At 60.2% G+C, this 22,807-nt stretch carries 26 protein-coding genes; 8 read left to right on the top strand and 18 right to left on the bottom strand.

The window, feature by feature from the left end; translation table 11 throughout:
- The first annotated feature begins 11 nt into the window (after positions 1–11).
- From HMPREF3044_RS11095 to HMPREF3044_RS11085, 3 genes are read left to right on the top strand one after another with little or no spacing between them, the layout of a single operon-like run.
- Positions 12–926, top strand: a complete 915-nt coding sequence (locus HMPREF3044_RS11095) for a metal ABC transporter solute-binding protein, Zn/Mn family (protein ID WP_246821055.1) — start codon at positions 12–14, stop codon at positions 924–926.
- A gap of 2 nt (positions 927–928) precedes the next feature.
- The gene (locus HMPREF3044_RS11090; RefSeq protein ID WP_070741703.1) at positions 929–1,588 is read left to right on the top strand and encodes a metal ABC transporter ATP-binding protein; all 660 of its coding nucleotides are present in this window, start codon (positions 929–931) and stop codon (positions 1,586–1,588) included.
- Entirely contained in the window at positions 1,585–2,415 is an 831-nt protein-coding gene (locus tag HMPREF3044_RS11085) for a metal ABC transporter permease (protein WP_005393706.1), read from the top strand. The genes HMPREF3044_RS11090 and HMPREF3044_RS11085 overlap by 4 nt, the downstream gene beginning before the upstream one ends.
- A 26-nt stretch (positions 2,416–2,441) precedes the next feature.
- Here the strand turns inward: HMPREF3044_RS11085 and HMPREF3044_RS11080 are convergent, their stop codons facing one another.
- From HMPREF3044_RS11080 to HMPREF3044_RS11055, 6 genes are read right to left on the bottom strand one after another with little or no spacing between them, the layout of a single operon-like run.
- Positions 2,442–2,702 carry a hypothetical protein gene (locus HMPREF3044_RS11080; RefSeq protein ID WP_005388743.1) on the bottom strand — a complete coding sequence of 87 codons (261 nt, stop codon included), beginning with the start codon at positions 2,700–2,702 and terminating at the stop codon, positions 2,442–2,444.
- 12 nt (positions 2,703–2,714) lie between these two features.
- Entirely contained in the window at positions 2,715–3,623 is a 909-nt protein-coding gene (rlmB, locus tag HMPREF3044_RS11075) for a 23S rRNA (guanosine(2251)-2'-O)-methyltransferase RlmB (RefSeq protein WP_005388742.1), read from the bottom strand.
- On the bottom strand, positions 3,616–4,971 hold the full coding sequence (cysS, locus tag HMPREF3044_RS11070) for a cysteine--tRNA ligase (protein WP_070741700.1): 1,356 nt from the start codon (positions 4,969–4,971) through the stop codon (positions 3,616–3,618). The genes rlmB and cysS overlap by 8 nt, the downstream gene beginning before the upstream one ends.
- A gap of 10 nt (positions 4,972–4,981) precedes the next feature.
- A complete protein-coding gene (ispF, locus tag HMPREF3044_RS11065) occupies positions 4,982–5,458 on the bottom strand; it encodes a 2-C-methyl-D-erythritol 2,4-cyclodiphosphate synthase (RefSeq protein ID WP_081446673.1) in 477 nt (158 codons plus the stop codon).
- Positions 5,436–6,158, bottom strand: coding sequence for a 2-C-methyl-D-erythritol 4-phosphate cytidylyltransferase (gene ispD, locus HMPREF3044_RS11060; RefSeq protein ID WP_005388738.1), 723 nt, complete (start codon positions 6,156–6,158; stop codon positions 5,436–5,438). Before ispD ends, ispF begins: the two co-directional genes overlap by 23 nt.
- A gap of 10 nt (positions 6,159–6,168) precedes the next feature.
- Positions 6,169–6,750, bottom strand: coding sequence for a CarD family transcriptional regulator (locus HMPREF3044_RS11055; RefSeq protein ID WP_005388737.1), 582 nt, complete (start codon positions 6,748–6,750; stop codon positions 6,169–6,171).
- A 382-nt stretch (positions 6,751–7,132) separates the two neighbouring features.
- Between HMPREF3044_RS11055 and HMPREF3044_RS11050 the strand changes: the two genes are divergently transcribed.
- The 3 genes from HMPREF3044_RS11050 (at position 7,133) to HMPREF3044_RS11040 (ending at position 9,872) form a co-directional block, all read left to right on the top strand.
- Positions 7,133–7,636, top strand: coding sequence for a hypothetical protein (locus HMPREF3044_RS11050; protein WP_231286002.1), 504 nt, complete (start codon positions 7,133–7,135; stop codon positions 7,634–7,636).
- Positions 7,637–7,922: 286 nt separating this feature from the next.
- Positions 7,923–9,296: a DNA repair protein RadA gene (radA, locus tag HMPREF3044_RS11045; RefSeq protein ID WP_070741696.1), complete on the top strand. Its 1,374-nt coding sequence runs from the start codon at positions 7,923–7,925 to the stop codon at positions 9,294–9,296.
- A gap of 18 nt (positions 9,297–9,314) precedes the next feature.
- Positions 9,315–9,872 (top strand): hypothetical protein, encoded by a 558-nt coding sequence (locus tag HMPREF3044_RS11040; RefSeq protein WP_070741693.1) that lies wholly within the window; start codon positions 9,315–9,317, stop codon positions 9,870–9,872.
- A gap of 148 nt (positions 9,873–10,020) precedes the next feature.
- Here HMPREF3044_RS11040 and HMPREF3044_RS11035 read toward each other — a convergent pair whose 3' ends face one another.
- Positions 10,021–10,713, bottom strand: coding sequence for a hypothetical protein (locus HMPREF3044_RS11035; RefSeq protein ID WP_005388733.1), 693 nt, complete (start codon positions 10,711–10,713; stop codon positions 10,021–10,023).
- 56 nt (positions 10,714–10,769) lie between these two features.
- Positions 10,770–11,357 carry a carbonic anhydrase gene (locus HMPREF3044_RS11030; RefSeq protein ID WP_070741690.1) on the bottom strand — a complete coding sequence of 196 codons (588 nt, stop codon included), beginning with the start codon at positions 11,355–11,357 and terminating at the stop codon, positions 10,770–10,772.
- A 25-nt stretch (positions 11,358–11,382) separates the two neighbouring features.
- Between HMPREF3044_RS11030 and HMPREF3044_RS11025 the strand changes: the two genes are divergently transcribed.
- On the top strand, positions 11,383–12,225 hold the full coding sequence (locus tag HMPREF3044_RS11025) for an HhH-GPD family protein (RefSeq protein ID WP_070741687.1): 843 nt from the start codon (positions 11,383–11,385) through the stop codon (positions 12,223–12,225).
- Between the two features lie 114 nt (positions 12,226–12,339).
- Here the strand turns inward: HMPREF3044_RS11025 and HMPREF3044_RS12765 are convergent, their stop codons facing one another.
- The 7 genes from HMPREF3044_RS12765 to HMPREF3044_RS13695 all read right to left on the bottom strand — a co-directional run bounded on the left by HMPREF3044_RS12765 (position 12,340) and on the right by HMPREF3044_RS13695 (position 20,427).
- Positions 12,340–12,513, bottom strand: a complete 174-nt coding sequence (locus HMPREF3044_RS12765; protein WP_005388727.1) for a DUF4236 domain-containing protein — start codon at positions 12,511–12,513, stop codon at positions 12,340–12,342.
- Between the two features lie 10 nt (positions 12,514–12,523).
- Positions 12,524–12,949: a pyrimidine dimer DNA glycosylase/endonuclease V gene (locus tag HMPREF3044_RS11020; RefSeq protein WP_070741684.1), complete on the bottom strand. Its 426-nt coding sequence runs from the start codon at positions 12,947–12,949 to the stop codon at positions 12,524–12,526.
- A gap of 30 nt (positions 12,950–12,979) precedes the next feature.
- Positions 12,980–14,095 carry a DUF3322 domain-containing protein gene (locus tag HMPREF3044_RS11015; RefSeq protein ID WP_070741681.1) on the bottom strand — a complete coding sequence of 372 codons (1,116 nt, stop codon included), beginning with the start codon at positions 14,093–14,095 and terminating at the stop codon, positions 12,980–12,982.
- Positions 14,082–17,438 (bottom strand): ATP-binding protein, encoded by a 3,357-nt coding sequence (locus HMPREF3044_RS11010; protein ID WP_070741678.1) that lies wholly within the window; start codon positions 17,436–17,438, stop codon positions 14,082–14,084. The genes HMPREF3044_RS11015 and HMPREF3044_RS11010 overlap by 14 nt, the downstream gene beginning before the upstream one ends.
- Positions 17,431–18,033: a DUF4194 domain-containing protein gene (locus tag HMPREF3044_RS11005; protein WP_070741675.1), complete on the bottom strand. Its 603-nt coding sequence runs from the start codon at positions 18,031–18,033 to the stop codon at positions 17,431–17,433. Before HMPREF3044_RS11005 ends, HMPREF3044_RS11010 begins: the two co-directional genes overlap by 8 nt.
- The gene (locus HMPREF3044_RS11000) at positions 18,026–19,531 is read right to left on the bottom strand and encodes a DUF3375 domain-containing protein (protein WP_246821053.1); all 1,506 of its coding nucleotides are present in this window, start codon (positions 19,529–19,531) and stop codon (positions 18,026–18,028) included. Before HMPREF3044_RS11000 ends, HMPREF3044_RS11005 begins: the two co-directional genes overlap by 8 nt.
- Before the next feature lie 77 nt (positions 19,532–19,608).
- Positions 19,609–20,427, bottom strand: coding sequence for a type IIL restriction-modification enzyme MmeI (locus HMPREF3044_RS13695; RefSeq protein WP_371326125.1), 819 nt, complete (start codon positions 20,425–20,427; stop codon positions 19,609–19,611).
- On the opposite strand from HMPREF3044_RS13695, the gene HMPREF3044_RS13270 reads away from it, so the two are divergent.
- Positions 20,323–20,751: a hypothetical protein gene (locus HMPREF3044_RS13270; protein WP_050762596.1), complete on the top strand. Its 429-nt coding sequence runs from the start codon at positions 20,323–20,325 to the stop codon at positions 20,749–20,751. The genes HMPREF3044_RS13695 and HMPREF3044_RS13270 overlap by 105 nt on opposite strands.
- Before the next feature lie 43 nt (positions 20,752–20,794).
- Here HMPREF3044_RS13270 and HMPREF3044_RS10985 read toward each other — a convergent pair whose 3' ends face one another.
- The 3 genes from HMPREF3044_RS10985 to HMPREF3044_RS10975 are packed head-to-tail and all read right to left on the bottom strand — an operon-like array spanning position 20,795 to position 22,636.
- Positions 20,795–21,424, bottom strand: coding sequence for an ABC-2 transporter permease (locus tag HMPREF3044_RS10985; RefSeq protein WP_070741666.1), 630 nt, complete (start codon positions 21,422–21,424; stop codon positions 20,795–20,797).
- Positions 21,421–22,266 (bottom strand): ABC transporter ATP-binding protein, encoded by an 846-nt coding sequence (locus HMPREF3044_RS10980; RefSeq protein WP_005388711.1) that lies wholly within the window; start codon positions 22,264–22,266, stop codon positions 21,421–21,423. The genes HMPREF3044_RS10985 and HMPREF3044_RS10980 overlap by 4 nt, the downstream gene beginning before the upstream one ends.
- On the bottom strand, positions 22,259–22,636 hold the full coding sequence (locus HMPREF3044_RS10975) for a GntR family transcriptional regulator (protein WP_070741663.1): 378 nt from the start codon (positions 22,634–22,636) through the stop codon (positions 22,259–22,261). The genes HMPREF3044_RS10980 and HMPREF3044_RS10975 overlap by 8 nt, the downstream gene beginning before the upstream one ends.
- Between the last annotated feature and the right edge of the window lie 171 nt (positions 22,637–22,807).

The raw sequence follows: 22,807 nt of genomic DNA, 5'->3' as shown, positions 1-22,807 counted from the left end.
TCATAGCCAACATGAAACGTTTTTCAATAGCGTGCGCGTGCGCGCTCCTCGCTCTCACCGGCTGCTCCTCCACCAACGAGGCAGAAACAAGCCACGAGGAGGGCATCTCCCTCGTCGCCACCACCTCCGTCTGGGCGGATGTCGCAGCTGCAGTAGCCGGGGACGGCACACACGTCACCCCCATTATTAGCGGGAAAGACGTTGATCCGCATTCCTTCGAGCCCGTCGCCAGCGATATGGCTGCTCTCGAGCGCGCCGACATCATCGTCGCCAACGGTGGTGGCTACGATGCGTGGGCGTACGCAAACCTGGATGCGGACCAGAAAGCGAATGTTGTGTCGCCGCTCCCCCTCACCCCCCACGGAGAGGAAAGTGGCGCTCACCAGCACGGGGACGCTGAAAACGGGGAGGAGGAACACCACCACCATCACGAGCATGGCTCGGAGCACGTGTGGTACGACCCGCACGCCATCGAGCATGTCATGAACGACGTGGCTAAGAAGATCACCGAACTCGGCGGCACCGCGACCGTCGAGGAGGCAACTGCCAAGGCGGAGGCCCTGGAGAAGGACGTCGCGGAGCTTCCTGCTGGGACGGTCATGCAGACTGAACCGATTGCCGATTCCATCATCGAGGATTCCGACCTCACCGACATCACCCCGGCGGCGTTTAGGGATGCCACGCTGAAAGAGTCAGAGCCGTCGGCTGCAGCGCTCGACGAGTTCCTCACCACGCTCAGCTCCGGAAAGGCCGACGTGCTCATTTTCAACCCGTCGACAGCGACGGATACGAGCAAGCGGATCCGCGAGACTGCTGAAAGGTCACACGTTAAAATAGTGGAGATCGCCGAGGTTCCCCCGCAAGACACGAACTTCCTCGATTACTTTTCCAGCCGCCTCACCGCCCTGAAAGAAGCCCTCTCCTAACAGTGCATGTAGCCCTCACAAATGCTAGCGCCCACCCCCTGTGGCACGACCTCACACTCGAGGTCGCCGACGGTGAATTCATCACCGTCCTCGGCCCCAACGGGGTGGGTAAATCTACCCTTCTCCGGGTTCTCCTCGGCCAGCAGCGCCTCACCGGCGGCTCGTACACGTGCGACGCGCGGGTGGGATACATCCCCCAGCAGCAGATGTTCCCCCGAGACCTGCCGCTGCGCGGGGTGGACCTCGTGCGGCTGAGCACCCGCCGTGGAGAAACGAAGAAGTACCTCGACTACGTTGGCGCAATGAATCTCGCCACGCTGAAAGTGGGCACGATGAGCGGCGGACAGCAACAGCTCATCCGGCAGGCGCAGGCCTTCGCCCAGGAACCAGAGCTTGTGCTTGCCGACGAACCCCTCCTCTCCCTCGACTCGAAAGCCCAGCGTGCCACCGTCAACCGCCTGGTGGAACACCCCGCAGCCGTCATCATGGTCACCCACGCCATCGCACCCGTTATCGACCACACCGACCGCGTCCTGTACATCGGGCCGCACGGCCACGCCCTCGGCACGCCAGAGGACGTCCTCACCAGTGAGGTCCTCACCCGCCTCCACGGGCACGAGGTCACCGTCGCCACCATCGGAGGAAAGCTCGTCATCGCATGATTTCTCAAACAATTGACCTGCTCAGCGTAGGATTCGTGCAAACAGGTCTGATCGCCGCTGCCCTCCTCGGCCTCATGAGCGGCATCATCGCGCCGCTCATCGTCATGCGTGGCATGAGCTTCGCTGTCCACGGCACGAGCGAACTCGCCCTCATGGGTGCCTCCGCCGCCCTTCTCTTCGGCTTCAACGTCAACGCCGGTGCCGTCATCGGCTCCGTCATCGCCGCCATCCTCCTGGCGCTCTTCCAAGGCGGATCCCACCATGACAGCGTCGTCGGCGTGATCATGAGCTTCGGGCTCGGGCTTTCCGTGCTGTTCATTTACCTGTATCCGGGGAACTCGAAGGCAGCGATGTCTCTCCTCACCGGGCAGATTGTGGGCGTATCCAGCACGTCTGCGTGGATTTTGGGGCTAGTGGCGTTGGTCGTCATCGCGACGGTGGCGGTGTTTTTCCGGCAGCTGCTGTTCACGTCGGTAGACCCGGTCATGGCCGCGGCAACGGGGCTGAACCTGCGCGCCTACGCTGTGCTGTTTGCCGTCCTCGTCGGCTTGGCGGCAGCACAGTCGGTACAGATCGTGGGGGCTTTGCTTGTCATGGCGCTTTTGATCACTCCGGGGGCCGCCGCCTGCGCGGTGACGAGCAACCCGCGGGTAACGATCGCCCTGTCGACGGCGTTTGCGCTTGTCGCAGCCGTCGGCGGGTTTGTTCTGTCGCTCGCGCCAGGACTGCCCGTCAGCGTGTTCGTGACGACGATCAGTTTTGTTATTTACCTCGTCTGCAGGCTCGTGGGGTGGCAGCGGAAAAAGGCACTGCGCAAAACTGAGTGAGACTCTCCAGGTCGGGGGACTACCCCTTACTGCCTGCGTCGACGAGCGTTATCCCAGCGGAAGAAGAGGCCCGCCAGCTGCGCACTGCCGAATAGCAGAAGGCATAAGCCCTGCAACCGGGCAGGTACATCGGAGACATGCCCAAGAACCCCTCCGAGAAGGAGGAGCGCCATAACACCCACGAGCCCCAACACAACCTTCCATCCGGTGCGGTGACGATTGTCGCCCGGCCCGGACACCGCATAAAAACAATACGGGGTCAGCGCTAAGAGGATGATCCAGAGCATCGCTCAGCTCCTTTATTGCTCTTCTGCTACGGCTGCAGCCGCTTTGTTGCGCCTCTGGCGGGCGAACTCTGCCAACACCACACCAGCTGCCACGGAGGCGTTGAGGGACTCGACCCAACCCTCCATCGGGATGGTGACGATCGTGTCGCATGTCTCCTTCACCAGGCGGGACAGTCCCTTGCCCTCGGAGCCGACGACGATGACCACGGGGCCCGTGCCGTCGTAGGAGTCATGGGTGTGCTCACCGCCAGCATCGAGGCCGATCGCCTGGTAGCCGGCCTCTTGGAACTGCTTCAGGGCGCGCGTCATGTTGGTGACCTTGGCCACCGGCACGCGGGCTGCGGTTCCGGCGGAGCTGCGCCACGTCACGGCCGTGACGGAGGCGGAGCGACGCTCGGGGATGACAACACCGTCGGCACCGAAGGCCGCCACGGAGCGGATAACGGCGCCGAGGTTGCGGGGGTCGGTGATGTTGTCGAGGAAGACAACCATGCCGTCGTGGGTGATGAGGTCTTCGAGGTCCGCGTAGTGATACTCGGGGATTTGCAGGCCAATGCCCTGGTGGAGGCCGTTGCCCGTCATCTCGTCCAGCTTCTGCTTGGACACTTCGACGATCGGGATGGAACGGGAAGCGGCGATGTTCACGGCCTCGACAAGACGCTGGTCATTCTTCGTGCCGATGGCGACGAACATGGCGACGGCGGGCACCTTGGCGTGCAGGCACTCGATGACGGGGTTACGGCCGACGACGAGCTCATCGGACATATTTGGCTTGTAGTGGCGGCCGGAATCGGACCGCTTCTTCGCCTCGGCCGCCTTGTGGGCCTTGTGGTAGACGCGATCGACGGCCTTCGGGGTCGGCCCTTTGCCTTTTAGTCCACGCCGGCGCTGTCCGCCGGAGCCCTTAATCCTCTTAACCATTTACTACCTTCCACGTCGTGCCGTCGGCGCCGTCTTTCAGTTCGATGCCTGCTGCGGCGAGGGTGTCGCGCACAGCGTCGGCGGTGGCCCAGTCTTTTTCTTCGCGGGCCTTTTGGCGCTTTTGGATTTGAACCTCGACGAGCTTAGCCAATGCGTCGGAAGAATCCGAATTGGCGGATGCCCAGGTCTCCGACTGCGGGTCGACGCCGAGGATGGCCGTCATCGCGCGGACCTGGCTGGCAAGCTCTGCGGCCTTCTCTGGGTGGGCGTTGCCCTCGCGAACCGTGGTGTGGACGACGGCGAGGGCGGCGGGGACACCGAGGTCGTCGTCAAGCGCGTTGACGAACTGCTCGGGCAGCGTTCCCGGGGTGACCGGGCCCTGACTGTTGACGAAGTCCTCGATGCGGCGGTAGCCGACGGCGGCCTCGTGGAGGGCACCCTCGGAGTACTCGAGCATGGAACGGTAGTGTGCAGAGCCCAGGTAGTAGCGCAGCTCCACCGGGCGGACGAGCTCGACGACGTTGGGGACGGAGAGGACGTTGCCGAGCGACTTGGACATCTTCTCGCCGGACATCGTCACCCAGCCGTTGTGCATCCAGTAGCGGGCGAACTTGTCGCCGGCGGCGGTGGCCTGGGCGATCTCGTTTTCGTGGTGGGGGAACTTGAGGTCGAGGCCACCGCAGTGGATGTCGAACTCTGACCCGAGGTACTTAGTGGACATGGCCGTGCACTCGATGTGCCAGCCGGGGCGGCCGGGGCCCCACGGGGTGGGCCAGGAGGGTTCGCCGGGCTTGGCGGCCTTCCAGAGGGTGAAATCGCGCGGATCGCGCTTGCCGGTGCCCGCCGATTCGCCCTGGTCCAGCTCGTCGATGCGCTGGCCGGACAGCTCCCCGTAGCCCTCAATGGTGGCAGGGGTGGCGTAAACGTTGCCGTCGGCGGCGTAGCCGTGGCCGTTATCGATAATGCGCTGCATGTACTCGATAATCTCGGTGATGTGCCCCGTGGCGCGCGGCTCGATCGATGGGGGTGTGACACCGAGGATGCGATAGGCCTCGTTGAAGGCGCGCTCGTGCGTTGCCGCCCACTCCCACCAGGGGCGGCCGTTTTCTGCGGCTTTGGTGAGGATCTTGTCATCAATATTTGTGACGTTGCGGACAAACGCCGTGTCTAACCCCTTGGCCTCCAGCCAGTTCCGCAAGATATCGAAGGCAACACCGCTGCGGACGTGGCCGATGTGCGGGATCGATTGAACGGTGGCGCCACACAGGTACACAGATGCGTGCCCGGGGCGAACCGGGACAAAGTCCTGGAGCGTGCGTGTCTTGGAATCATAAATGCGGAAAGTCACGCACCACAGTCTAGTAGACGAGCGCAGTCGCTACCGCAGCTCTCCCCTCACCGGAGCCGGTAAAGCCCATGTGGTCCGTCGTCGTTGCGGAGATGGACACGGGGCAGCCGAGAATCTTCTCTATCGCGGCTTCCGCCTCCGCTCGGCGCGGCCCCATCTTTGGGGTTTGACCCACGAGCTGGCAGGCGACGTTACCGATGGTGACCCCCTCCTGCTCGAGCTTTGCTCGAGCAGCCTTGAGCAAAGCAGTACCAGAAATGCCTTTCGTTTCCGGGAGGTCCACACCGACGAACGAACCGAGGTCTCCTAGGTGGGATGCGGACAACAGGGCGTCGACAAGCGCATGGGCGACGAGATCCCCGTCGGAGTGGCCCTCACAGCCGTCGTCGGCGGGGAAGGATAGGCAGGCGATCATGCAGGGCTTGCCGGGTTCGATGCGGTGGGCGTCGAAGCCGATGCCGGTTCTAGGGAGTTTCTGTAGTTTCACTGGGGACCTCGAAAACTGTCTCCTCCGCCTCGCCGGCGATGTGCTCGGCGAGCAGGAGGTCGATGGGCGTGGTGATCTTGAAGGCCATCGGGTCGCCGGTGACAGTGGTCACTGTATGGCCGGCGTGCTCCATGATGGAGGCATCGTCGGTGGCGTCGAAGGGGTGGGCGAAGAATTCCTCGTTGGCGGCGCGGAGGGCAGCGAGGTTGAAGCCCTGCGGGGTCTGAACGGCGCGCAGCGTGGAACGATCCGGGGTGTCGATAACGGCGTGGTCCTTGACCACCTTGATCGTATCGGCGACCGGGATCGTCGGAATGACCGCCTCGTTACCCTCGAGGACGGCGCGGGCGACGCGAGCAATGAGCCCCGGCGGGGTGAGCGCACGGGCGGCATCGTGGATGAGGACGACGCCGTCGGCATCAGGTATGGCCTTGAGGCCTTGGGCGACGGAGTCGAAACGCTCGGCACCACCGTGCACAAACGTGATGTCGTGGCCGTCGAGGACACGACGCGCGTAGTCCTCCATCTCGGGGTGAATGATGACGAGGATCTCGTCGGCAACCTCGGCCGTCTCGATCGCCGCGACGGAGCGCTCGAGCAGCGTCCGTCCACGCAAGGAAACGTAGGCCTTGGGCAAGTCGGCTCCCAGCCGGGTGCCCTTTCCTGCGGCGGCGACCAGAGCGTAGATCCTCATCTCCATGCGTCGATGATTACTCGTCGTCGAAATCGATATCGTCGAGGTCGATGTCGGCCTCTTCTGGCTCCAGCTCGGAGGCGAGCTTGGGGGCGCGTGCCTCACGCTGACGGTTCAGCTCCTCGGTGAGGCGCGCCTCGAAATCGTCGGCAAGCTTATCGTCGACAGGACCAGCAAGCGCAAGCTCCCCGACGAGGATCTGACGAGCCTTGGCCAGCATGCGCTTCTCGCCAGCGGAAAGCCCACGATCCTGATCGCGGCGCCACAGGTCACGAACGACTTCGGCAACCTTGTTCACGTCGCCAGACGCCAGGCGCTCCTGGTTCGCCTTGTAGCGACGGGACCAGTTGCCGGCCTCTTCCACGTCCGTCTCACGCAGCATCCCGAAGACCTTCTCCAGGCCTTCCTTGCCAACGACATCGCGCACACCGACGTACTCGGCGTTAGCGACGGGGACGCGAACCACGAGGTCGGAGTGGAGAATCTTCAAGACCAGGAAATCTGTCATCTCCCCCTTGTGCTCACGCTGCTCCGTCTTTGCGACCTCAGCGGCACCGTGGTGCGGGTAGACAACAATATCCCCGACGTTGAATTCCATAGTCTCTCCTCGAACCTCTCCTTGAACGTCTCCGTGAACGTTCCGAACGTCCCCAGCATAGTACTGAATCTCACGGGGTTACGCCTACTCAGGCGATGTTCCGTAATGTGATGCCATGCTACGCCAACCGGGTCCCCCAGGTCACCTGGGTCACTCGTGTGGCTGACATCTACACCACTGACCTGTGCCACACCGTTCAGCCGGCACGGGTCCGTCGTGCGTTACCACATTTTACCAGATGACGCATTACACCCTTTTGTACTACGTTGTCACCTATTTGATTGCCCCCGTTCTCCCCTACCTGGTAGGTAATCAATGTGCAGAAAGATTAAGGTGAGTGAGTAGACGATTATAAAGAACTTCTCAGTTGGAGGAAACTTTAGTGAAGACCCGCTCCGCTCTCATTGTCGCAGTGCTTGGCGCTGCATCCCTCGGCCTCACCGCCTGTGGCGCAGGCCAGATCTCTCAAACCGCTGACCAGGTTGCAGCCGTCGACGGGGCTTCCGGCCAGACCGAGGACGCTGCCGTGTACGTCCGCGACGTGACGGTGCTGGTGAATGACTCCAACCAGGCTTCCCTGAAGTTCACCGCGATGAACGACGAGAAGAAGGCCGGCGAGGCTGTTGTTCTTCAGGGCGTGAAGGTGGAGAACACGCCCGTGAATGTTGCTGCTAACCCGCACATTGGCTCTGGCTGCTCGCTGGTTATCAACACGCCTCGCCAGAACGAGGTGCAGCCGTCTGCATCCCGCGATGCGATGTGCGCCGAGTACGGTATCGCCACCATCGCCGATCCGGGTGCGGTTCCCGGCCAGCAGCGCACCGTGACGTTTAGCTTCTCCAACGGCGACATCACCGTCAACGCTCCTGTTTCCAAGGAACTCTAACTTTTCGCCCCGGGCGAACCCAGCACCCCGCACGATCGTTCGCGGGGTGCTTTTGTGTGCGCCGACATACCAACACAGCGTGCTGCCCCGCGCTGTGACCACCACAGCGTGGCGCACCGCGCTGCTCTCTAGCTCCCCCGTCCAACCCTGTCCACCGGCGAATGTGCGGCCCAGCACGCAGGGCGGAACCAGTGATGTCACCGGCCTGCCCACCACCCTGCAACATGCACGGACACGCGACCCGGCCATCGGTTAGAGTGTGAAAAGAAGAAAGGGGATTCTACCTGTGGCGAAGAAGCAGAAAAGCGTGCATGTGTGCACGGAGTGCGGGTATTCAACACCGAAGTGGCTGGGGCGCTGCCCCGAGTGCGGCGCGTGGGGAACCCTCGAGGAGCAGGCCGTGGCTACGAGCCCGTCCGGCTCCCGCTCCGGGCAGGCGCGCACGATCCAGGCGCTCACCCCCACCTCGCCTGCGACCCCCATCACGAAGGTGAAGGGTGCAACCGCAAAGGCCGTCCCCACCGGCATCGGGGAGCTGGACCGCGTGCTGGGTGCCGGGATTGTCAAGGGGTCCGTTGTTCTCCTTGCCGGGGAACCGGGTGTGGGCAAGTCCACGCTGCTGCTGGAGGTCGCCAGCCGCTGGGCATCGCTTGGGCGCACCGCCCTGTACGTGACCGCCGAGGAGTCGGCGGGGCAGGTGCGGATGCGTGCGGAACGCACGGGCGCGCTGCACGACACGCTGTTCCTCGCCGCCGAGTCGAACCTCGATGTGGTTGCGGGGCATGTCAACCAGGTGAAGCCCTCGCTTGTGATCGTGGACTCCGTGCAGACGATGCATGCCCCGGGGGTGGAGGGCGTTGCCGGCGGTGTCGCCCAATCCCGCGCCGTCACGGCGCAGCTTACTGCGCTGGCAAAGACGACGGGCATCCCGCTGCTGCTTGTTGGCCATGTGACCAAGGACGGAAACGTCGCCGGCCCTCGCGTCCTCGAGCACCTCGTCGATGTTGTGCTCAACTTTGAGGGCGACACGAACTCCAACCTGCGAATGCTCCGTGGCATCAAGAACCGCTTCGGCGCCACCGACGAGGTTGGCTGCTTTGAGCAGCAATCCGACGGCATCAAGGAGGTTGAGGACCCCAGTGGCCTGTTCCTCTCCCACCGGGATGCCACCCCCGACGGCACCGCCGTTACCGTCGCCATGGACGGTGTGCGCCCCATGCTCGCTGAGGTACAGGCCCTCATGGTGGAGACACAGACCAAGAATCCCCGCCGCCAGGTCACCGGCCTCGACTATAACCGGGTGCCAATGGTGCTGGCTGTGCTGCAATCCCGCGCCGGCGTGAAAACCTCCGATAAGGATGCCTACGTGGCAACCGTCGGTGGCATGAAGATTAAGGAGCCCGCCACCGACCTCGCCGTCGCGCTGGCCACCGCCTCGGCGATGAAGAAGACGAGCCTGCCCGCCCGCCTCGTTGTCCTTGGGGAGGTGGGACTTGCCGGTGAGATCCGGCGCGTGCCCAACATCACCCGCAGGCTCCAGGAGGCCGCCCGCCTGGGTTACAAAATGGCGATCATTCCCGCAGGTGATAAGCCAAAAGTGGCGGGTATGGGGGTAAGGCAGGTCGCCACGCTCACCGAGGCCCTGAAAATCCTGCGCTAGGGTGGCAGCGTGAAGAAAATGCACCTGCCCGAGTACATGAAGAAGACGGAGGCCACCCTCGGCGATGCCCCGGAAGACGCGACAACGTACCTCTTCCATGAGGAGCACTTCGAGGGCTTCGCCGTTTTCAGTCCGCTTCCTGCCGACGAGATGCTGCCGACGGACATTGCCACGCTTATCCCGGCTGTCCAGGAACAATTGCCGGAAAATGCGGCGTTGTTATATGCCTCTCCGGGGTTCACGGCGAGTGACACGCGGTGCGTGGCTGTTATTGCGAAGGTGAAGAATGGGGAGACGGGTGGGACAGATTATATGGTTTCCATCCAACTCCACGGAGAGGAAATGCGCGAGATCCAGGCGTTATTCTCTGAAATTGGGGATATTGGCTACCGGGATAAGGCGGTGTTCGCGAATACGGGGTTTGATAATGAGACGCCGTGGACGGAGGATCCGTATACGGGTGAGACGGGTGGTTTCGCGTTGAGCCGTGGCGAGCAGATCCAGTATGACATGCTTTTCCCGGAGCATCCGCTGACGAAGGCGCGGGAGTTTATGTGGGTGGTGACGGGGTATTAAAAAGACGGTGCGTTGTGCCGCACCGTCCTTTTCTTGACTAGATGGCACTACATGGCGCCATCTAGTGACCTTGTCCTTAAAGCTTGTCCAACTCGTTAAAACTTGTCCTCAGAGCTTGTCCTTAAAACGTGTCCAACTCGTTGGACAACTAGCGGATATTGAACGTCACCGCGTCGGAGTGGTTGTCGCCGACGAGGGTGTGAAGGTAGTAGCTGCCCGGGGGAACCTGCTGGCGGTTGTCGCAGGCATTCGGGGCGGACCCGGCGCGGGACCAGACCGCCTGGTAATACTTGTCAGTGCCCTTGGCAAAGGTCTCCCTGCCGCGACCCTCGGAATCGTTGCAGTCAATATCGCTCCACACGCGCTCATTGGTGGCGAGGTTGTACACCTCAAAGGCGAGCGGGTGATCGTTGAGGTTGATCTCGCAGTCGGCACCCGTCGGGTTGTGGACGGTGGCGTAGAACGTGGGTCGCTGGTCGCCGGTGTAGTTCGGCTGGTCGGTGCTTGCCGTGACCTCCAGGTCCTTCAGCTCACACGTTTTCTTGTTGGCTGCGGCGTTGGTCGTGGTGGTGTGGCTTGTCGACGCTCCGGTGGTTCCCGTTGTCGTCTCCGTCACCGTCGTCGCCGTCGAGGTCTCCGTGGTGGTGGACGGCTGCGACGTCAGCGACGGCTCAGAGGTCTGGGACACGGTGGTTTCGGCGGCCGGGTCGGCCTGCTTATCCTTGCCACCGAGCAGGTTAAATAGCAGCAGAATGAGGGCAATGACGACGAGCACCACGACAATGGCGGCGACGCGTCGGCGGGTGTAGATAACGTCCGGCAGGGGCCTCTTGTTGCTCATAGCCACAAGCTTATGCCCCTACCGGCGATTATCTGCGGATAATGGGTTCCGCGTGTCTAAACCAGGCGTGTCACCCGGCCGCTGCCGAGCTCGTAGCGCGCGCCGACAACGGCGCAGTCCCCGGCATCTGCAGCCTCACGGATCTTCGGGCAGCGCGACAGGATCTGGCTGACGGTCTCCACCACGTGGCGTTCCTCGTAGTCCTTGGCGGTTGTCTTGCCCTCGTCGCGGGCGGCGAAGAGGCTCGGCGCGATGTCTTCCACCAACACGCGCTGGAAGCCGTCGGGAATGCCCCCACCTTCCAGCGCCTTCTTCGTCGCACCGACGGCGCCACAGGACTCGTGCCCGAGCACAACAACGATATCCACGCCGAGCCCCTCGACGGCAAACTCGAGGGAGGCAAGCACGCCCATGTCTACGACCTCGCCGGCGGTGCGGATGACGAAAATGTCGCCCAGCCCCTGGTCAAAGATGAGCTCCACCGGTACCCGCGAATCCGAACAGGCCAAAACGCACGCGAATGGCTTCTGGCCTTCCACGAGCTCCGCCCGCCGCGGCTCATCGCGGTGCGGTGCCGTGACCTTGGACTCAGCGAATCTAGTATTTCCCTCTTCCAGCGCATTCCACGCTTCATTTGGTGTCATACACACTATTGTTACAGTCAAGAGCGTGGAATTCGACTACTTACCCCTCATTTCGTGGTACCGGCGTTGCGGCCGGGATCTCCCCTGGCGTGAAGAAGGCACGAGTGCGTGGGCAGTCCTCGTCTCCGAGGTCATGAGCCAACAGACCCCCGTCTCCCGCGTCATCCCCGCCTGGCGGGAGTGGATGGACAAGTGGCCGACCCCTGCGGATCTCGCCGCTGCGGACACCTCCGACGTGCTGCGGGCCTGGGGCCGCCTCGGGTACCCGCGGCGCGCGCTGTGGCTCAAACAGGCAGCCGAGAAGATGAAGGGGACCGTACCCCGAAGCGTCGACAAGCTCCTGGAGCTACCGGGAATCGGGGACTATACGGCAAGGGCCGTGGCGGCGTTCGCGTTCGGTGCGCCCGTACCCGTGGTGGATGTGAACGTGAGGCGGGTGCACTACCGGCTGTTCGACGCCACCTACCTCACCCCACCCGCAAGAAAGGGGGACCTAGCACGGATTACGGCGCCAGAACCGGAGCTTTCCGTGGCACTCATGGAACTCGGGGCGCTCGTGTGCACGGCGACGAACCCCCAATGCGAATCCTGCCCGCTGGCCGACCAGTGCGCGTGGGTGGCGGCCGGCAAGCCGATGCCGACGGAAGCCGAACAAGAAGAGAAGAGGAAGCGGGTGCAGAAGTTCGCGGGCACCGACCGGCAGGTGCGTGGCAAGATCATGGCGCTGCTGCGGGATGCCGACGAGCCACTTGCCTCCATCGACCATGCGTGGCCCGATGCGGCGCAGCGCTCCCGGGCGCTTTACAGCCTGCTGGAGGATGGTCTGGCGGAGCAGCTTCCCGACGGCCGGTACTGCCTCCCCCGCTAAAACCCCACCCCTTCACCACGGATATGGGCAACCACCTCGGGGTTTACCGCAGAAACCGGGAGTTTTAGGCAGACAAAAGGCGGATGGCACGAAGCCACCCGCCTGTTATTTTTGCTATTTCTTCCAGCGACCCCGGTAGTGCATCCCTCCGGGGAGGTTGACGTAGAAGCCTCCGCGGGAGTTGAAGGTCACCGGCCCGATGCGCTTGGAAAAAGATGCTCCAGAGCCGGAGATGTTAATCCAGCTGTCCTTGCCAGTCTTTTTGCGCTGGCGGTAATTCAAACCCATGGCCCGTATTTTATCCTGTCACCTCCCAATCGGCTACACCCCCTGGCACGACATGAAACAGGGGGTGCGGGGTGGGGTGTGGCGCGCGCGGAAACTCCGGCGACCGCGTGGCGATCTTCTTGCCCAAGTGTTCCCACTCGTAGTCCAGTTGGCCGGATGTGACCGGGATCTGTGGCACGCCAGCGGCACCCTGCACCCCAATTTTCGAGGCATCGAAGTTGTAGCCCCGCGCCGTCGCTTCGGCCTGTATGCCAGCGAGGAAACAGCCGATCGAAGCCATCGGATCCGGCTGCTGCCGAAACCTCGTCAGCTGCGGGTGATTGCGGTAGCCCGTCGTCTTGCCTGCCAGCACCTTCTGGGCGAGCAGCGATTCCCGCCAGCAGGCAACAAGCCCTTGGCGGTCGAGGTGGCTGGCGTGGAGGGACCATAAACGCATACCCCCACCCTACCCGTAGGATTGCTGGCTCTACCAGGTAAGTTCCTGCAGTTTTTGCCTCGCCCACGCGAACCCGATGCGTTCCTGCTCGATGCGCAAGCAGGAACCCTCGGCACGCTCGCGGAGCAGGGCGAGTGTCGCCTGTTCGTCTGCGTGTAGCAGCTCTTCGGAGACGGCCGTTGTCTGCGTTTCCTCTACGGCAAAGGGGAGATGACTTAGCGTGGTGTCGAGATCCATGAGTACGGATCGCACCTGGGGCAGGCGGGAGCGCACGCGGGTGAGCATGGCAAACCCGGCTGTATCCAGGTCACTCCAATACCAAACCGGTACGTTTGCACCGATGAAGCCGATTCGTTCGGAAACCGAGAAGCCGCCACCGTATACAGCGAGGGTCTCTGGCAACTGCGGCAGTGCAATAAAGGTGGTGTAATTCTCCACAATCACAACCTGTGCAAAACCGACTGGTACACCAGAAAGTGCCGCGGCCTCGGCACTGACGTGATCGAGCCCGCCGATTACCGGCACCTCCGGATCGAGGCTCCGCAGCTCCACCATGACGGGCTTCGGTTTGAATACCGGTTCGCCGACTAACGCGCGCACGAGTCCTCCGTGGTTTTCCAACCATTTGGTATCCACCCCCATGATGGGAAGTTCACGCTGGTAGTAGGCTGACGCGTTGTGGGTGTGTAGCCAGCGGGTAACGGCGACGAATTGGTCGACAGTCACATCGCTCCACGTTTCCCACGCCGTGGCTTTGCGGGCCAGCACCTCGCGCACCGTAGTGCTGGGAATCTCCTCCCCTAAATCTGCGACCAGGAGCTCCAGCACCCTGACGAGGTGCTCCCACTGGTGTGTGGTGCCGGCTAGGCGTGCTGCCATCTCCGGTGAATCGATGACAAGGCGGGTGGGCACCGAGTACACGCCGTACACTCCCAGTCGCTTGTCCGCGTATTCCACCGGTGCCCAGTGACTCGCCCACTCCCCTTTCCACCGGCGGAATGCCTCTCCGCCGTCTTCGTCAACGTCGCGGGCTGTCGGTGGTTGGAGGTTTATTGCAAGTGGTGAAAAGTTACCAGCCAGCCAATCGGTGCTGTTATTCCGATAGAAGGTTGCTGCGCGTTTCTCTACATCCTTAGTCGTCCGCATACGTCTCAGCTTCCTCGATGGTGAGGGCAGCCGTCTGGGAGTGCTTCCGGTCCGGGCACTCCACCATAAGCACGCCGCCGATATAGTCCTCCACCGGTTGCAGGAGCTTTTCCGGTGTGGCGAGAATCATGTGGAAACCAAAGCGATCAAAGACCTCCATGGAGGTACGGGTGAATTCCGCGTCGGCGCGGTCGAAGGCTTCGTCAAGAATAATCGTGCCGTAGTGGGGATAGACATCCTCGCCGACGACCACGCGGGATTTCCTCGCTTTCGCCGGCGGTTCCCCCATACCCGTGAGCCGGAAACGGAGTGCCGCCGCCAAGCAGAAACTGGAAAGCTTCTGCGCCTGTCCACCGGAGAGTCCCTCGGCGGAGTCGTATACGGCACCGCGATTGCCGTCGGCATCCACCTCGACTCCGTAAAACGCAACGTGCCAGCGCGTATCTAGGCGAAGTTTACGCTGCCTGGCGGTTGTCGTATCGCTTTCTACGAGATCCTCGATGACCGCAGATAACCGCTCGAAGCGCTGTTCTGCAGCACCTTCGTCATTTTCAAGAGTGCCGTCGACTGCCGCAGCGAGTTTGCGGGCAAAGTCCCTCGCTTCCGCAGGTTGGGACTCACGGACTTCAATCTGCAGTGTGCGACCGGGGTAGAAATCCACAAGGGTCAGCGACTCGTTCAGCCGGTCGATTTCTTTCCGGATGGAGCTCGCCGCCGTGGCGATCTCTCGACGTAACCGTCCCAGATGGGTGTTCGTCTGGTCAAAAAGAAGCTCCCGGAAATTGGACTCAAACCGGGGAAGATCGTCATCCTCCAACCGTTGCAGCTCTGCGAGAAAATCACCCAGCGCCTCAACTTCCGGGGTGAGATCACCCTGACGCTCAGGCCAGGCATCAAGATAACGGTTCATTGCAAGCTTGATCGAGTTGTGGAGGTTGGAGCACTGCCCCTCTGCGGCGGACTTGTCTACCCGTATTTTCCTCTCCACCTCAATCGTTGCGGCATCGATATTGGACGCGTTGATGGCACGAGCGTACGCCTTCATCCGACCGGCGATCCGTCTTTCGACCTCCGGTGGAAGTGGCTCGGCACCCGCGAGCTGACTTGTCAGCCGCTCGATTGTAGCCGTTGCCTCCGATACGCGGTCCCGGGCAACACCGATCCGCTGTTGCAGGCTGGCCTTCTCTGTCTCCTGGAGGTTCGTCAAACCAAGCGCGGTCCGCAGCTCTGCTTGTAGTCCGGCTAGTCGATCGTTGTTGTCTACCAGGGCATCGAGGTCTTTTTGCGCCTCGTCCAGCAAGTTTTGGGCTCCAGAAACGTCGATTTGCGCAAATTTTTCTGTCTCCAGCGCCCGCCTGGCGCTGACGATGCGGGCCGCATCGGCTTTTGCCTTGGATTCGAACTGTTTTTGTTCCTCCGCCACGGCGTTCAGTTCGTTTTTCCGCTGGCGCTGTTGGGCGGTGAGCACGTCGATGCGGGCATCTGAGTTTTCGAACAGTACCCACCGGGAACGGTCGTCGATACGGGAGCGATCATCTTTGACGTGGCGGCTACCGTCGCGAAGCTGCCCGGCTTTGGTGACTGCGCGCCGGTGGGAGCGAAACTCCTCGATCGATTCCGAGCGAACGTGATCAAAGCGGGTGGATAGCTGGTGCTGGATCCAGCCTTCATAGCGTCCATGTTCAACGACGATGGTGGCGGCTAGGCTCTGCGCGGAAATAGCTTGCGGCCGCAGGGATGCCAGCTTCGCATCAATGTCCTGGTAGGTGAGCTTTGTGCCGAGATGCGTGGCGTCCACAGCGGCTGCGACCTGGGGATAAAACTCGTCGGGGACGAGGAGCATCCTGGCAAACCCTCCCATGACCCGTTCGGCTGCGGGCTGCCACTGCGCAAAAGCTGGGGCGATATGAATGAGGTCAGCGACAAACGGCAAGGATCCTCGGGCAATTCCTGTGATCTCGCAGATGCGTTCTCGGGCGCGAAGAAGCCGAGGATCCATGTTGGACCGGAACTTCTCCGCCATTCTGATATCTTTTTCCCCCTGGTCGATTGCCTGTTTGAGGGTACTGAGGCGGGAGTAGATATCGGTGCGGGTGTCCCCGTAGGTCTGTTGCCTTGCTTCAATGTCCGCAATCTCTTCTTCCAGCTGTACGCGGAGGTTAATGAAGTCTTCTTGGCTGGCGGGTTGGAACGGAGTCAGTTCCGACAGAACGGTAAAGAACTTCTTCGCTTCATTTTCGACGCGAGCGCACTCGTCGCGGAGCTTGTCACGGCGGTGTTCTGCGGCCGTAATTCCGTCGTCTTTTTCTCCCCTGATCGCGACGTGGAGGTTCGTCACCCTCTCGGCCAGCTCCGCCGCTTTTTCCTGCACGGTTTCGAGGCTTGCCTGGGCATCGTCGAGTTCCCCCTGGTTCGTACGCAGATCCGACCGGGCGAAGCCGAGCCGCTGGGTGTTGGCGTATACGGGGACGGCATCCAGATCCATCGTGTAGTCACGAATCGTTTTCGTGAGCTCCGCGTGTTTATCTGCGCTGTCTCGGATGGGGCGGAGCTTGTTTATCTGGTTGCGGGCTGTCACCACCGTTGCATGCGCCGTCTTTAGCTCCGTGAAGTTCTCGGCAGCATCGTCAGCGATCTTGAATGTCGCGGGCTCCGGCAGCATGAAGTCCCGCATGAGCTGGTTCAAATCGCCCAGGGTCTTTGCGGATTGTGTGCGTTGCAACAGCTCGATGGCCTTTTCATCCGCGATCCCCAAGCGTTTGCGCAACGCTGCAGAAAAGGGTGACAGGTTGCGATTGATGGCGATGAGGTCCGGGAACTGTTTCTTGGCATCGGCTTGCCCGGCGCTGTGTTTGCCAAGCTCCTCGCAGTCGACGAGACTCACCTTGCCGGGGAGAAGCAGAAAGAGGTTTTTCACCTCCGACTGCGTCGTCGTATTGGCGGTCAGGCACATGATGCGAAGTGCAGTGATCTCCCCGCCGTCGTCGTCACTGAAGTGGAGACCTACCCCACTCCACATCGGTCCGGGGCGCAGGAAGGATCGGGTAACATCATCAAGATCCGCGTCGTGTTCCTTTTGCCACGCACCACGGCAGTAGGTGACCAGATCTCGGCCGGATTTCTTCCCGGATTCGGTTGCTGCGGCGTTAAAACGGTGACGTCCGGGGGAACCCAGGATGGTCGAAACCGCGTCGATAAGCGTGGACTTGCCCGACCCAGAGGGGCCGAAGATGAGGAACCCGGCGCGCGCGACGTCGACCGTGTGGAGACCGTTGAATGTACCCCAGTTGTACACCTGCAGGGTGGTGAGGCGGTACTGGCCTGGGGCGATGGTGCTAGTCATGGGAATCCTCCAGAAGGTGGGTAAAGCTTGCGGTCACGGCCTTAATCTCGTCGCTGGAAAATGCCACGCGCAGGACGTGGGACACTTCCCAGCGCCCGGGTGTTGATGTCTCAGTGACAACTCTCGCCTTTGCTAGGGAGTTCCATGCCGTGTCGAAATGCTTCTCCTGCTTCGTGTGGTCGGTTCCCTGCGCCGTCTGGTAGGGGGCGGTGGCTTCGAAGACCTCCTGTTTTTCCACAATCGTGCGCTCATTTGGGTTCGATTTTGCCAGCTGCCGGCGCAGGTGCAGGATGATGACCGTCTCTACGAAGGTCAACGGCTTTGCGCGCAGGAGCGTGCGGGCACCGTCGACCTCTGTATCCCATACCTTGGTGTAGGCGACTCCCGCCGTTTCATCGACGACGAGGGTCAGGAAGAGGTTATCGAGCTGCTGCGAAAGCAGCGCGCGTGACTCGACGATCACGCGGAAGTCTTCTCGGTCTGCTGGGGTTGTAGTGGTGATAAACGGCCCCTTGATCAGCTTGACGAGAGCTTTTCGCTGGCTGAGGGTGAGCGTTCCTGTGTCTGTTTCCGTCAGGTGAATCTGCTCATCCATGGCTACCTCCAAAGATCCGCGAGTGATATGTCTCCGGCACACATTCGGTGAAAACGCACCGATTTACGCGTGCTTGTCTCTTCTTCCCGGTTGCCGATGTCCACCGAAGGAGTTCGCTGCCATCGGCGCGCTGCCCATGACGGGCACCCAGCTTGATTAAACCCACGACGCTGGCGAGCCCCTGCGTGGCGGGGAATTCGGTCAGCACATCAGCGATCGTGGCCTGGCCTCGGCGTGTGACAAGCGCGTTGATGTTGCCAGACAACTCCTGCCAGTCGATTTCTGTTTCTCGGATGCGCCGCTGCAGCGCCACGAGGTCAATGGTTCCGGCTTCCGCTTCAACAAGGTCACTTTCGATGCGGTAATCGGAAGGATCGTAGAGGTTCCAGGAGGCAATGGATTGCGGTTGCCGGGTGGTCAGCTCGAGCTCCACACCGATCTTTGTGTTGGAGGCGATTCCCGCCTTCCCAACTCTCATTGCGATCCGTCCTGCCTCGTTGATGGAGGTGATGAGCGCTTGCTGGGATTCTGCTTCGCGTGACTGCACAAACCTACGCAGCGACCGGGAAAGCCCCGTCATGGAGTCATGTACCTGGCCGGAGGATTCGTCGAGGATGCGCATGAGACTGCGCAGTTCGTCGCGTTCTTCAACGGAGAGTTTTTGCGTAAATGGGCGTTCCATGATGGAATCGATGACCGCGTCGATCCGTGCGGAGCGTTCGTTATTGAGAAACACCTCGTAGAACCCTCTAAAGGCCCGCCCAGCTTCGGATTCCTGGATGAGATCAACTCCTCGGAAGACGTTGTCTAGCACTTCTCCGGCGTTGAGCGTCGATTCCACGATTGATTCGCGCAGGCTGCTGTCTACTTTTTCCACATCCGTGCGCATGCGCGCAAAGTCTGTGGGCAGCACCCGCGCGAGTGACAGCACCTCGCGGGCTTTTTCCACGGCCCGGTCGTCGTCGACGACGCTGATACCCCGTTCACGGATAGTGTCGATCCGTTCTTGGAGCTGATCACGCTGTGCTTCCAGCCGGGTGATTGCCGCCTGCTCATCCGGGTCGGTGTCTGCCGCCAGATCGCTGAGCCCCGTGTATACGGTTCCTAGCCGGGAGCCTGTGACCACACGCTGTGGTTCAACGATTTCTGCGATGTAGTCGAGTGCAACGTGCGCGTCGGAGGACAGCTCGTAGAACTCCTCAGTTTCTCCCTGCGGGCTTCGTCGCACGAGGTAGCCAGCCTTCACCCAGTCCCCCACGTACGCCACCGCAGACTTAGGTAACTCCAGTCCTGTGGACTCGCGAATGTCGACAAGCAGCGGGTCTACGGCAAGGAATAGTTCCGTTCCTGCCAACGTACGGTTGTCTCCCCGGAAGACCTCGGCAAGCACCGCCAGAATAACCGGCGCGTTTGTGGCCGCGAGCAGCGACCATGCAGGTGATTCTTCCCGCACCCGCACCAGCCTCAGCGCGTCTGCCACAGCCAATATCCGACTCATGCCTTACAACTTAGCAAGGCCATGCCACATCCACCGCGAACAAGTTAGAACAACCGTACGAGGTGCGAGAATACCCTCTAGGATACTATCTTGGCGTGGCGTGTCAGAAGCTCTGAGAGAATGAACTGTTCCCTTTCATCGTGTTCTAAACCGTCCAGTGCGAAGCCGTAACATTGCGCCACTGCGCTGTCGAGTTCGGAATGCGCTGCGAAGAGCTCCGGGTACATCCATTCATCATCCGGGTCGTACATATCCGCAAGCGTTACGTCTTTGTAATTCCCACGCGCGTTCAGAACCCGCTGTGCCGCCTCCTCCACGTCTTTTCGTTGTTCATCTGTAGCCTCGGGGAAGACAAAGTTGTTGTAGACAACTCCTGCAGAGTAGCGGTAATCGCTTTTCAGCCGCCCCGCAACTGCTCTCATCCACACGTTATGAATCTCAGAATGAAGAACCCCAAGGAGGAACAACGACGCGTTCGGGATAAGGAATACCAAATCCGATGCGAAGGTATCAGGCTCAATCATCCCCAGAGGAATGTACCTCCTCCGTTCCGATGAGACTTTGGGAACCACAATTGATTTTCCATCCGGCATATTTTCAACGTGGAACCGTTGAGGTTTACCTGCGAGTCTGACAGTCTGTGTACTCGAACTCTGCAATCTAAAGTCATGCACTGCCTTGACTCGTTCCGCGATAAGTGGGTGAGCCTTTAACTCAGCAGGGGACATATCCCCTGTCCACAGAACCCATCTGTGATATCCGTGAAGGAATTCTTTGGAGCCAATCCACGGATGGAAGTATTGCCTGGCCTCTGGATCGCGGGAGAGGAACTCACGGAACTGATCATCAGTGAAAAGGTAATTGCCACCGTCGATCGGCTTATTTCCAATTCCCATTCTCGGCACATCACAGATGGGCGTGCTGCGATCCACGAGATCAAGACCGCTAGCCAAAACCAAGATGACTACCTACACCGCTTCACCAAACTAGAAGCCGAATACCAGCAAACCCTAGCCGACAGGCAGCAAACCCACGAGCAGATCAGAACCAAAGACGCCCGTCGAGCCACAATCATCGCCGTCTACCGACAGCTAGCCGACCAGCCGATCAAACACTTTCAGCCGTCCCAGTGGACCGCACTCATCGACCACGCCGTGGTTGATGAGGGTGAGATCCGGTTCGTATTCAGAACCGGCGCAGAAATTATTGTCGAACTATGACTTGAGCATGGTCGAATTTGTCCAAGGCCAGATGCCTAAAAATTTAGAATTCTTGACCTGCCACAATCTTTCGGCTCAACCATAGGGAAGCTGCGGTGAACGCGAGTGTCACTGCTAGAAGTATTCCTGCACTAGCCAGCGGCGGCCAGGTAAGTGCTTTTGCGATCCAGTCGTAGATGATTTGCTTGTTAGAGCCGATGAATGATGAGCCAGCGAAAACAACAATAAACACTGCGACGAAGAAAAGCTTGGCTTTTTCTGGGCCATATTTGTAAAACAACGGTAGCTGAATAATGACCAAAAGTAACGTTACTGCAAAAGCGAAACTAGCTACCAAAACAGTGTCTTTCCAAGGCATCTCGGCCATGAGGAAGGCGAGGGCTCCTGTGATCGTGAATGCTACCGCACCAAGTATGAGCGTAATCAGGTAGTTGAGATTAACGAGTTCGCTTCTGGCAGTAGGACCAGCCAGGATCGTTCGGTTCACCTTGGACTCACTGTCACGAGCAAAGGTGCCTGTGAAGTGCAGCATTCCGATCATCCCGAAAAGGAAAGGGAAAATAATCAACTCGTTAGCGTAAACACCAAGGCCTGTCATTGCGGCCGTTATCACGCCTAGGACGATCAGATAGGTTCGATTCGCAATAAGGTCTTTATAGAATGCGGCTCTCATTGGTCTTCTCCTTTAATCGCATAAACCATGATGTCTTCAATCGTGGGTCTACCAGCTTGCACACCAGTAGGAACTGCCCCGGTACGGACGATTACTTCTTGACCAAAATCATGACGGCGACGCCCTAATACTTGCGTGGAATCAAGCTGGTTAGCCTGCTCGTTGGTTAGCGCGACTATTCGCCAAGCCTCTAAGAGTTCGTCTTTTTGCTCCATTAACTTCAACTTGCCGTTGTGGATGAAAGCAATGTAGTCAGCTGCTTTTTCAATATCGGAGACGATGTGGGAAGAAAACAGGATAGAGTGGCTCGGATCTTCGATGAATTCGAGCATAATGTCGAGTACCTCATCGCGGATCACCGGATCTAAACCACTGGTTGCTTCATCAAAAATCAGCAAATCTGCCGCATGGGACAGCGCCATCGCTAACCCGAGTTTCATACGCATGCCGCGAGAGAGCTGATCAACTCGCTTGTCAGAAGCAAGTTGGAAGCGCTGCCGGTAACTGGCGAAGACTTGTGAATCCCAATTCTTGTAAAGGCGCTTGCCAAACTCGCAAGCGTTCTTAACAGTGAAATTGGCTGGCAGGCTGATGTCGTCGAAAACCACCCCCACCCGCTCACGCGCTTCTGGATGACCCGGGCCAGCGGGCTGATCGAGCAGACGAATCGTGCCCGCATCAGGGCGTGCTAGGCCAAGGATGAGTCGTAGTGTCGTGGATTTACCCGCACCATTTTCACCCACGAAGCCCACGATTGAGCCCTGAGGAACTTGAAGATTAAGCGGACCGAGCGTGAAGCCTGGATAGTTTTTCACCAGACCGCTGATTTCAATACTATTCATCACTTACTCCTAACAGGTCAATAAGTTCTTTCAACTCGGCAATAGATAGGCCAGCGGCTGGAGCTGCCGCGAGGGCAGATTTCAAATGGTCTTCGACCTTTTTGCGCTGTTCTTCCTTGAGTAACTCGGTGTTCTTGGAAGCAACGAAACTACCCCGCCCCTGCACAGAATCAATAAAACCCTCAAGTTCTAGTTCGTCGTAGGCACGCTTGGTAGTAATAACCGACACGCGAAGCTGGGACGCCAAACGCCTAATCGACGGCAGCTTCTCACCAGGAACAACCTGGTCGTTAATGATCGCAGCCTTGAGTTGATCCTTAATCTGGGCATAAATCGGGTCAGGACTTGCGTTGCTGACAACAATATCCATAAACACCTCCTAGTGTTCATAGTGTACATGAACAGTTGGCTGATTTGGGCGAGACGCCCAAACTCTAGGAAAACGCTTAAACGAGACCGCTGCGGCACTCAGTAGTGCTAGGTCAAGCCATAAAACCATGCTTGATTAGGAGAAACGCTGCAAACGCTAACGCAAAACGCG

This window comes from Corynebacterium sp. HMSC073D01 (assembly GCF_001815555.1).
GTDB classification, from domain to species: domain Bacteria; phylum Actinomycetota; class Actinomycetes; order Mycobacteriales; family Mycobacteriaceae; genus Corynebacterium; species Corynebacterium glucuronolyticum.
The sequence above is the reverse complement of the archived record's forward strand: the minus strand, read 5'-3'. Positions and strand labels throughout refer to the sequence as shown.

Excerpts from the sequence above, each read along its gene's own strand:
- HMPREF3044_RS11015 (WP_070741681.1), bottom strand. The coding sequence starts at position 14,095 with ATGCGGACGACTAAGGATGTAGAGAAACGCGCAGCAACCTTCTATCGG.
- HMPREF3044_RS11005 (WP_070741675.1), bottom strand. The coding sequence starts at position 18,033 with ATGGATGAGCAGATTCACCTGACGGAAACAGACACAGGAACGCTCACC.
- HMPREF3044_RS11080 (WP_005388743.1), bottom strand. The coding sequence starts at position 2,702 with ATGCTCTGGATCATCCTCTTAGCGCTGACCCCGTATTGTTTTTATGCG.
- HMPREF3044_RS13270 (WP_050762596.1), top strand. The coding sequence starts at position 20,323 with ATGGAAGTATTGCCTGGCCTCTGGATCGCGGGAGAGGAACTCACGGAA.
- HMPREF3044_RS11030 (WP_070741690.1), bottom strand. The coding sequence starts at position 11,357 with ATGACACCAAATGAAGCGTGGAATGCGCTGGAAGAGGGAAATACTAGA.
- HMPREF3044_RS11020 (WP_070741684.1), bottom strand. The coding sequence starts at position 12,949 with ATGCGTTTATGGTCCCTCCACGCCAGCCACCTCGACCGCCAAGGGCTT.
- HMPREF3044_RS10985 (WP_070741666.1), bottom strand. The coding sequence starts at position 21,424 with ATGAGAGCCGCATTCTATAAAGACCTTATTGCGAATCGAACCTATCTG.
- HMPREF3044_RS11055 (WP_005388737.1), bottom strand. The coding sequence starts at position 6,750 with ATGGAATTCAACGTCGGGGATATTGTTGTCTACCCGCACCACGGTGCC.
- HMPREF3044_RS10980 (WP_005388711.1), bottom strand. The coding sequence starts at position 22,266 with ATGAATAGTATTGAAATCAGCGGTCTGGTGAAAAACTATCCAGGCTTC.
- HMPREF3044_RS11085 (WP_005393706.1), top strand. The coding sequence starts at position 1,585 with ATGATTTCTCAAACAATTGACCTGCTCAGCGTAGGATTCGTGCAAACA.
- HMPREF3044_RS11010 (WP_070741678.1), bottom strand. The coding sequence starts at position 17,438 with ATGACTAGCACCATCGCCCCAGGCCAGTACCGCCTCACCACCCTGCAG.
- rlmB (WP_005388742.1), bottom strand. The coding sequence starts at position 3,623 with ATGGTTAAGAGGATTAAGGGCTCCGGCGGACAGCGCCGGCGTGGACTA.
- ispD (WP_005388738.1), bottom strand. The coding sequence starts at position 6,158 with ATGGAGATGAGGATCTACGCTCTGGTCGCCGCCGCAGGAAAGGGCACC.
- HMPREF3044_RS10975 (WP_070741663.1), bottom strand. The coding sequence starts at position 22,636 with ATGGATATTGTTGTCAGCAACGCAAGTCCTGACCCGATTTATGCCCAG.
- HMPREF3044_RS11035 (WP_005388733.1), bottom strand. The coding sequence starts at position 10,713 with ATGAGCAACAAGAGGCCCCTGCCGGACGTTATCTACACCCGCCGACGC.
- HMPREF3044_RS11040 (WP_070741693.1), top strand. The coding sequence starts at position 9,315 with ATGCACCTGCCCGAGTACATGAAGAAGACGGAGGCCACCCTCGGCGAT.
- HMPREF3044_RS11095 (WP_246821055.1), top strand. The coding sequence starts at position 12 with ATGAAACGTTTTTCAATAGCGTGCGCGTGCGCGCTCCTCGCTCTCACC.
- HMPREF3044_RS13695 (WP_371326125.1), bottom strand. The coding sequence starts at position 20,427 with ATGGGAATTGGAAATAAGCCGATCGACGGTGGCAATTACCTTTTCACT.
- HMPREF3044_RS12765 (WP_005388727.1), bottom strand. The coding sequence starts at position 12,513 with ATGGGTTTGAATTACCGCCAGCGCAAAAAGACTGGCAAGGACAGCTGG.
- HMPREF3044_RS11000 (WP_246821053.1), bottom strand. The coding sequence starts at position 19,531 with ATGAGTCGGATATTGGCTGTGGCAGACGCGCTGAGGCTGGTGCGGGTG.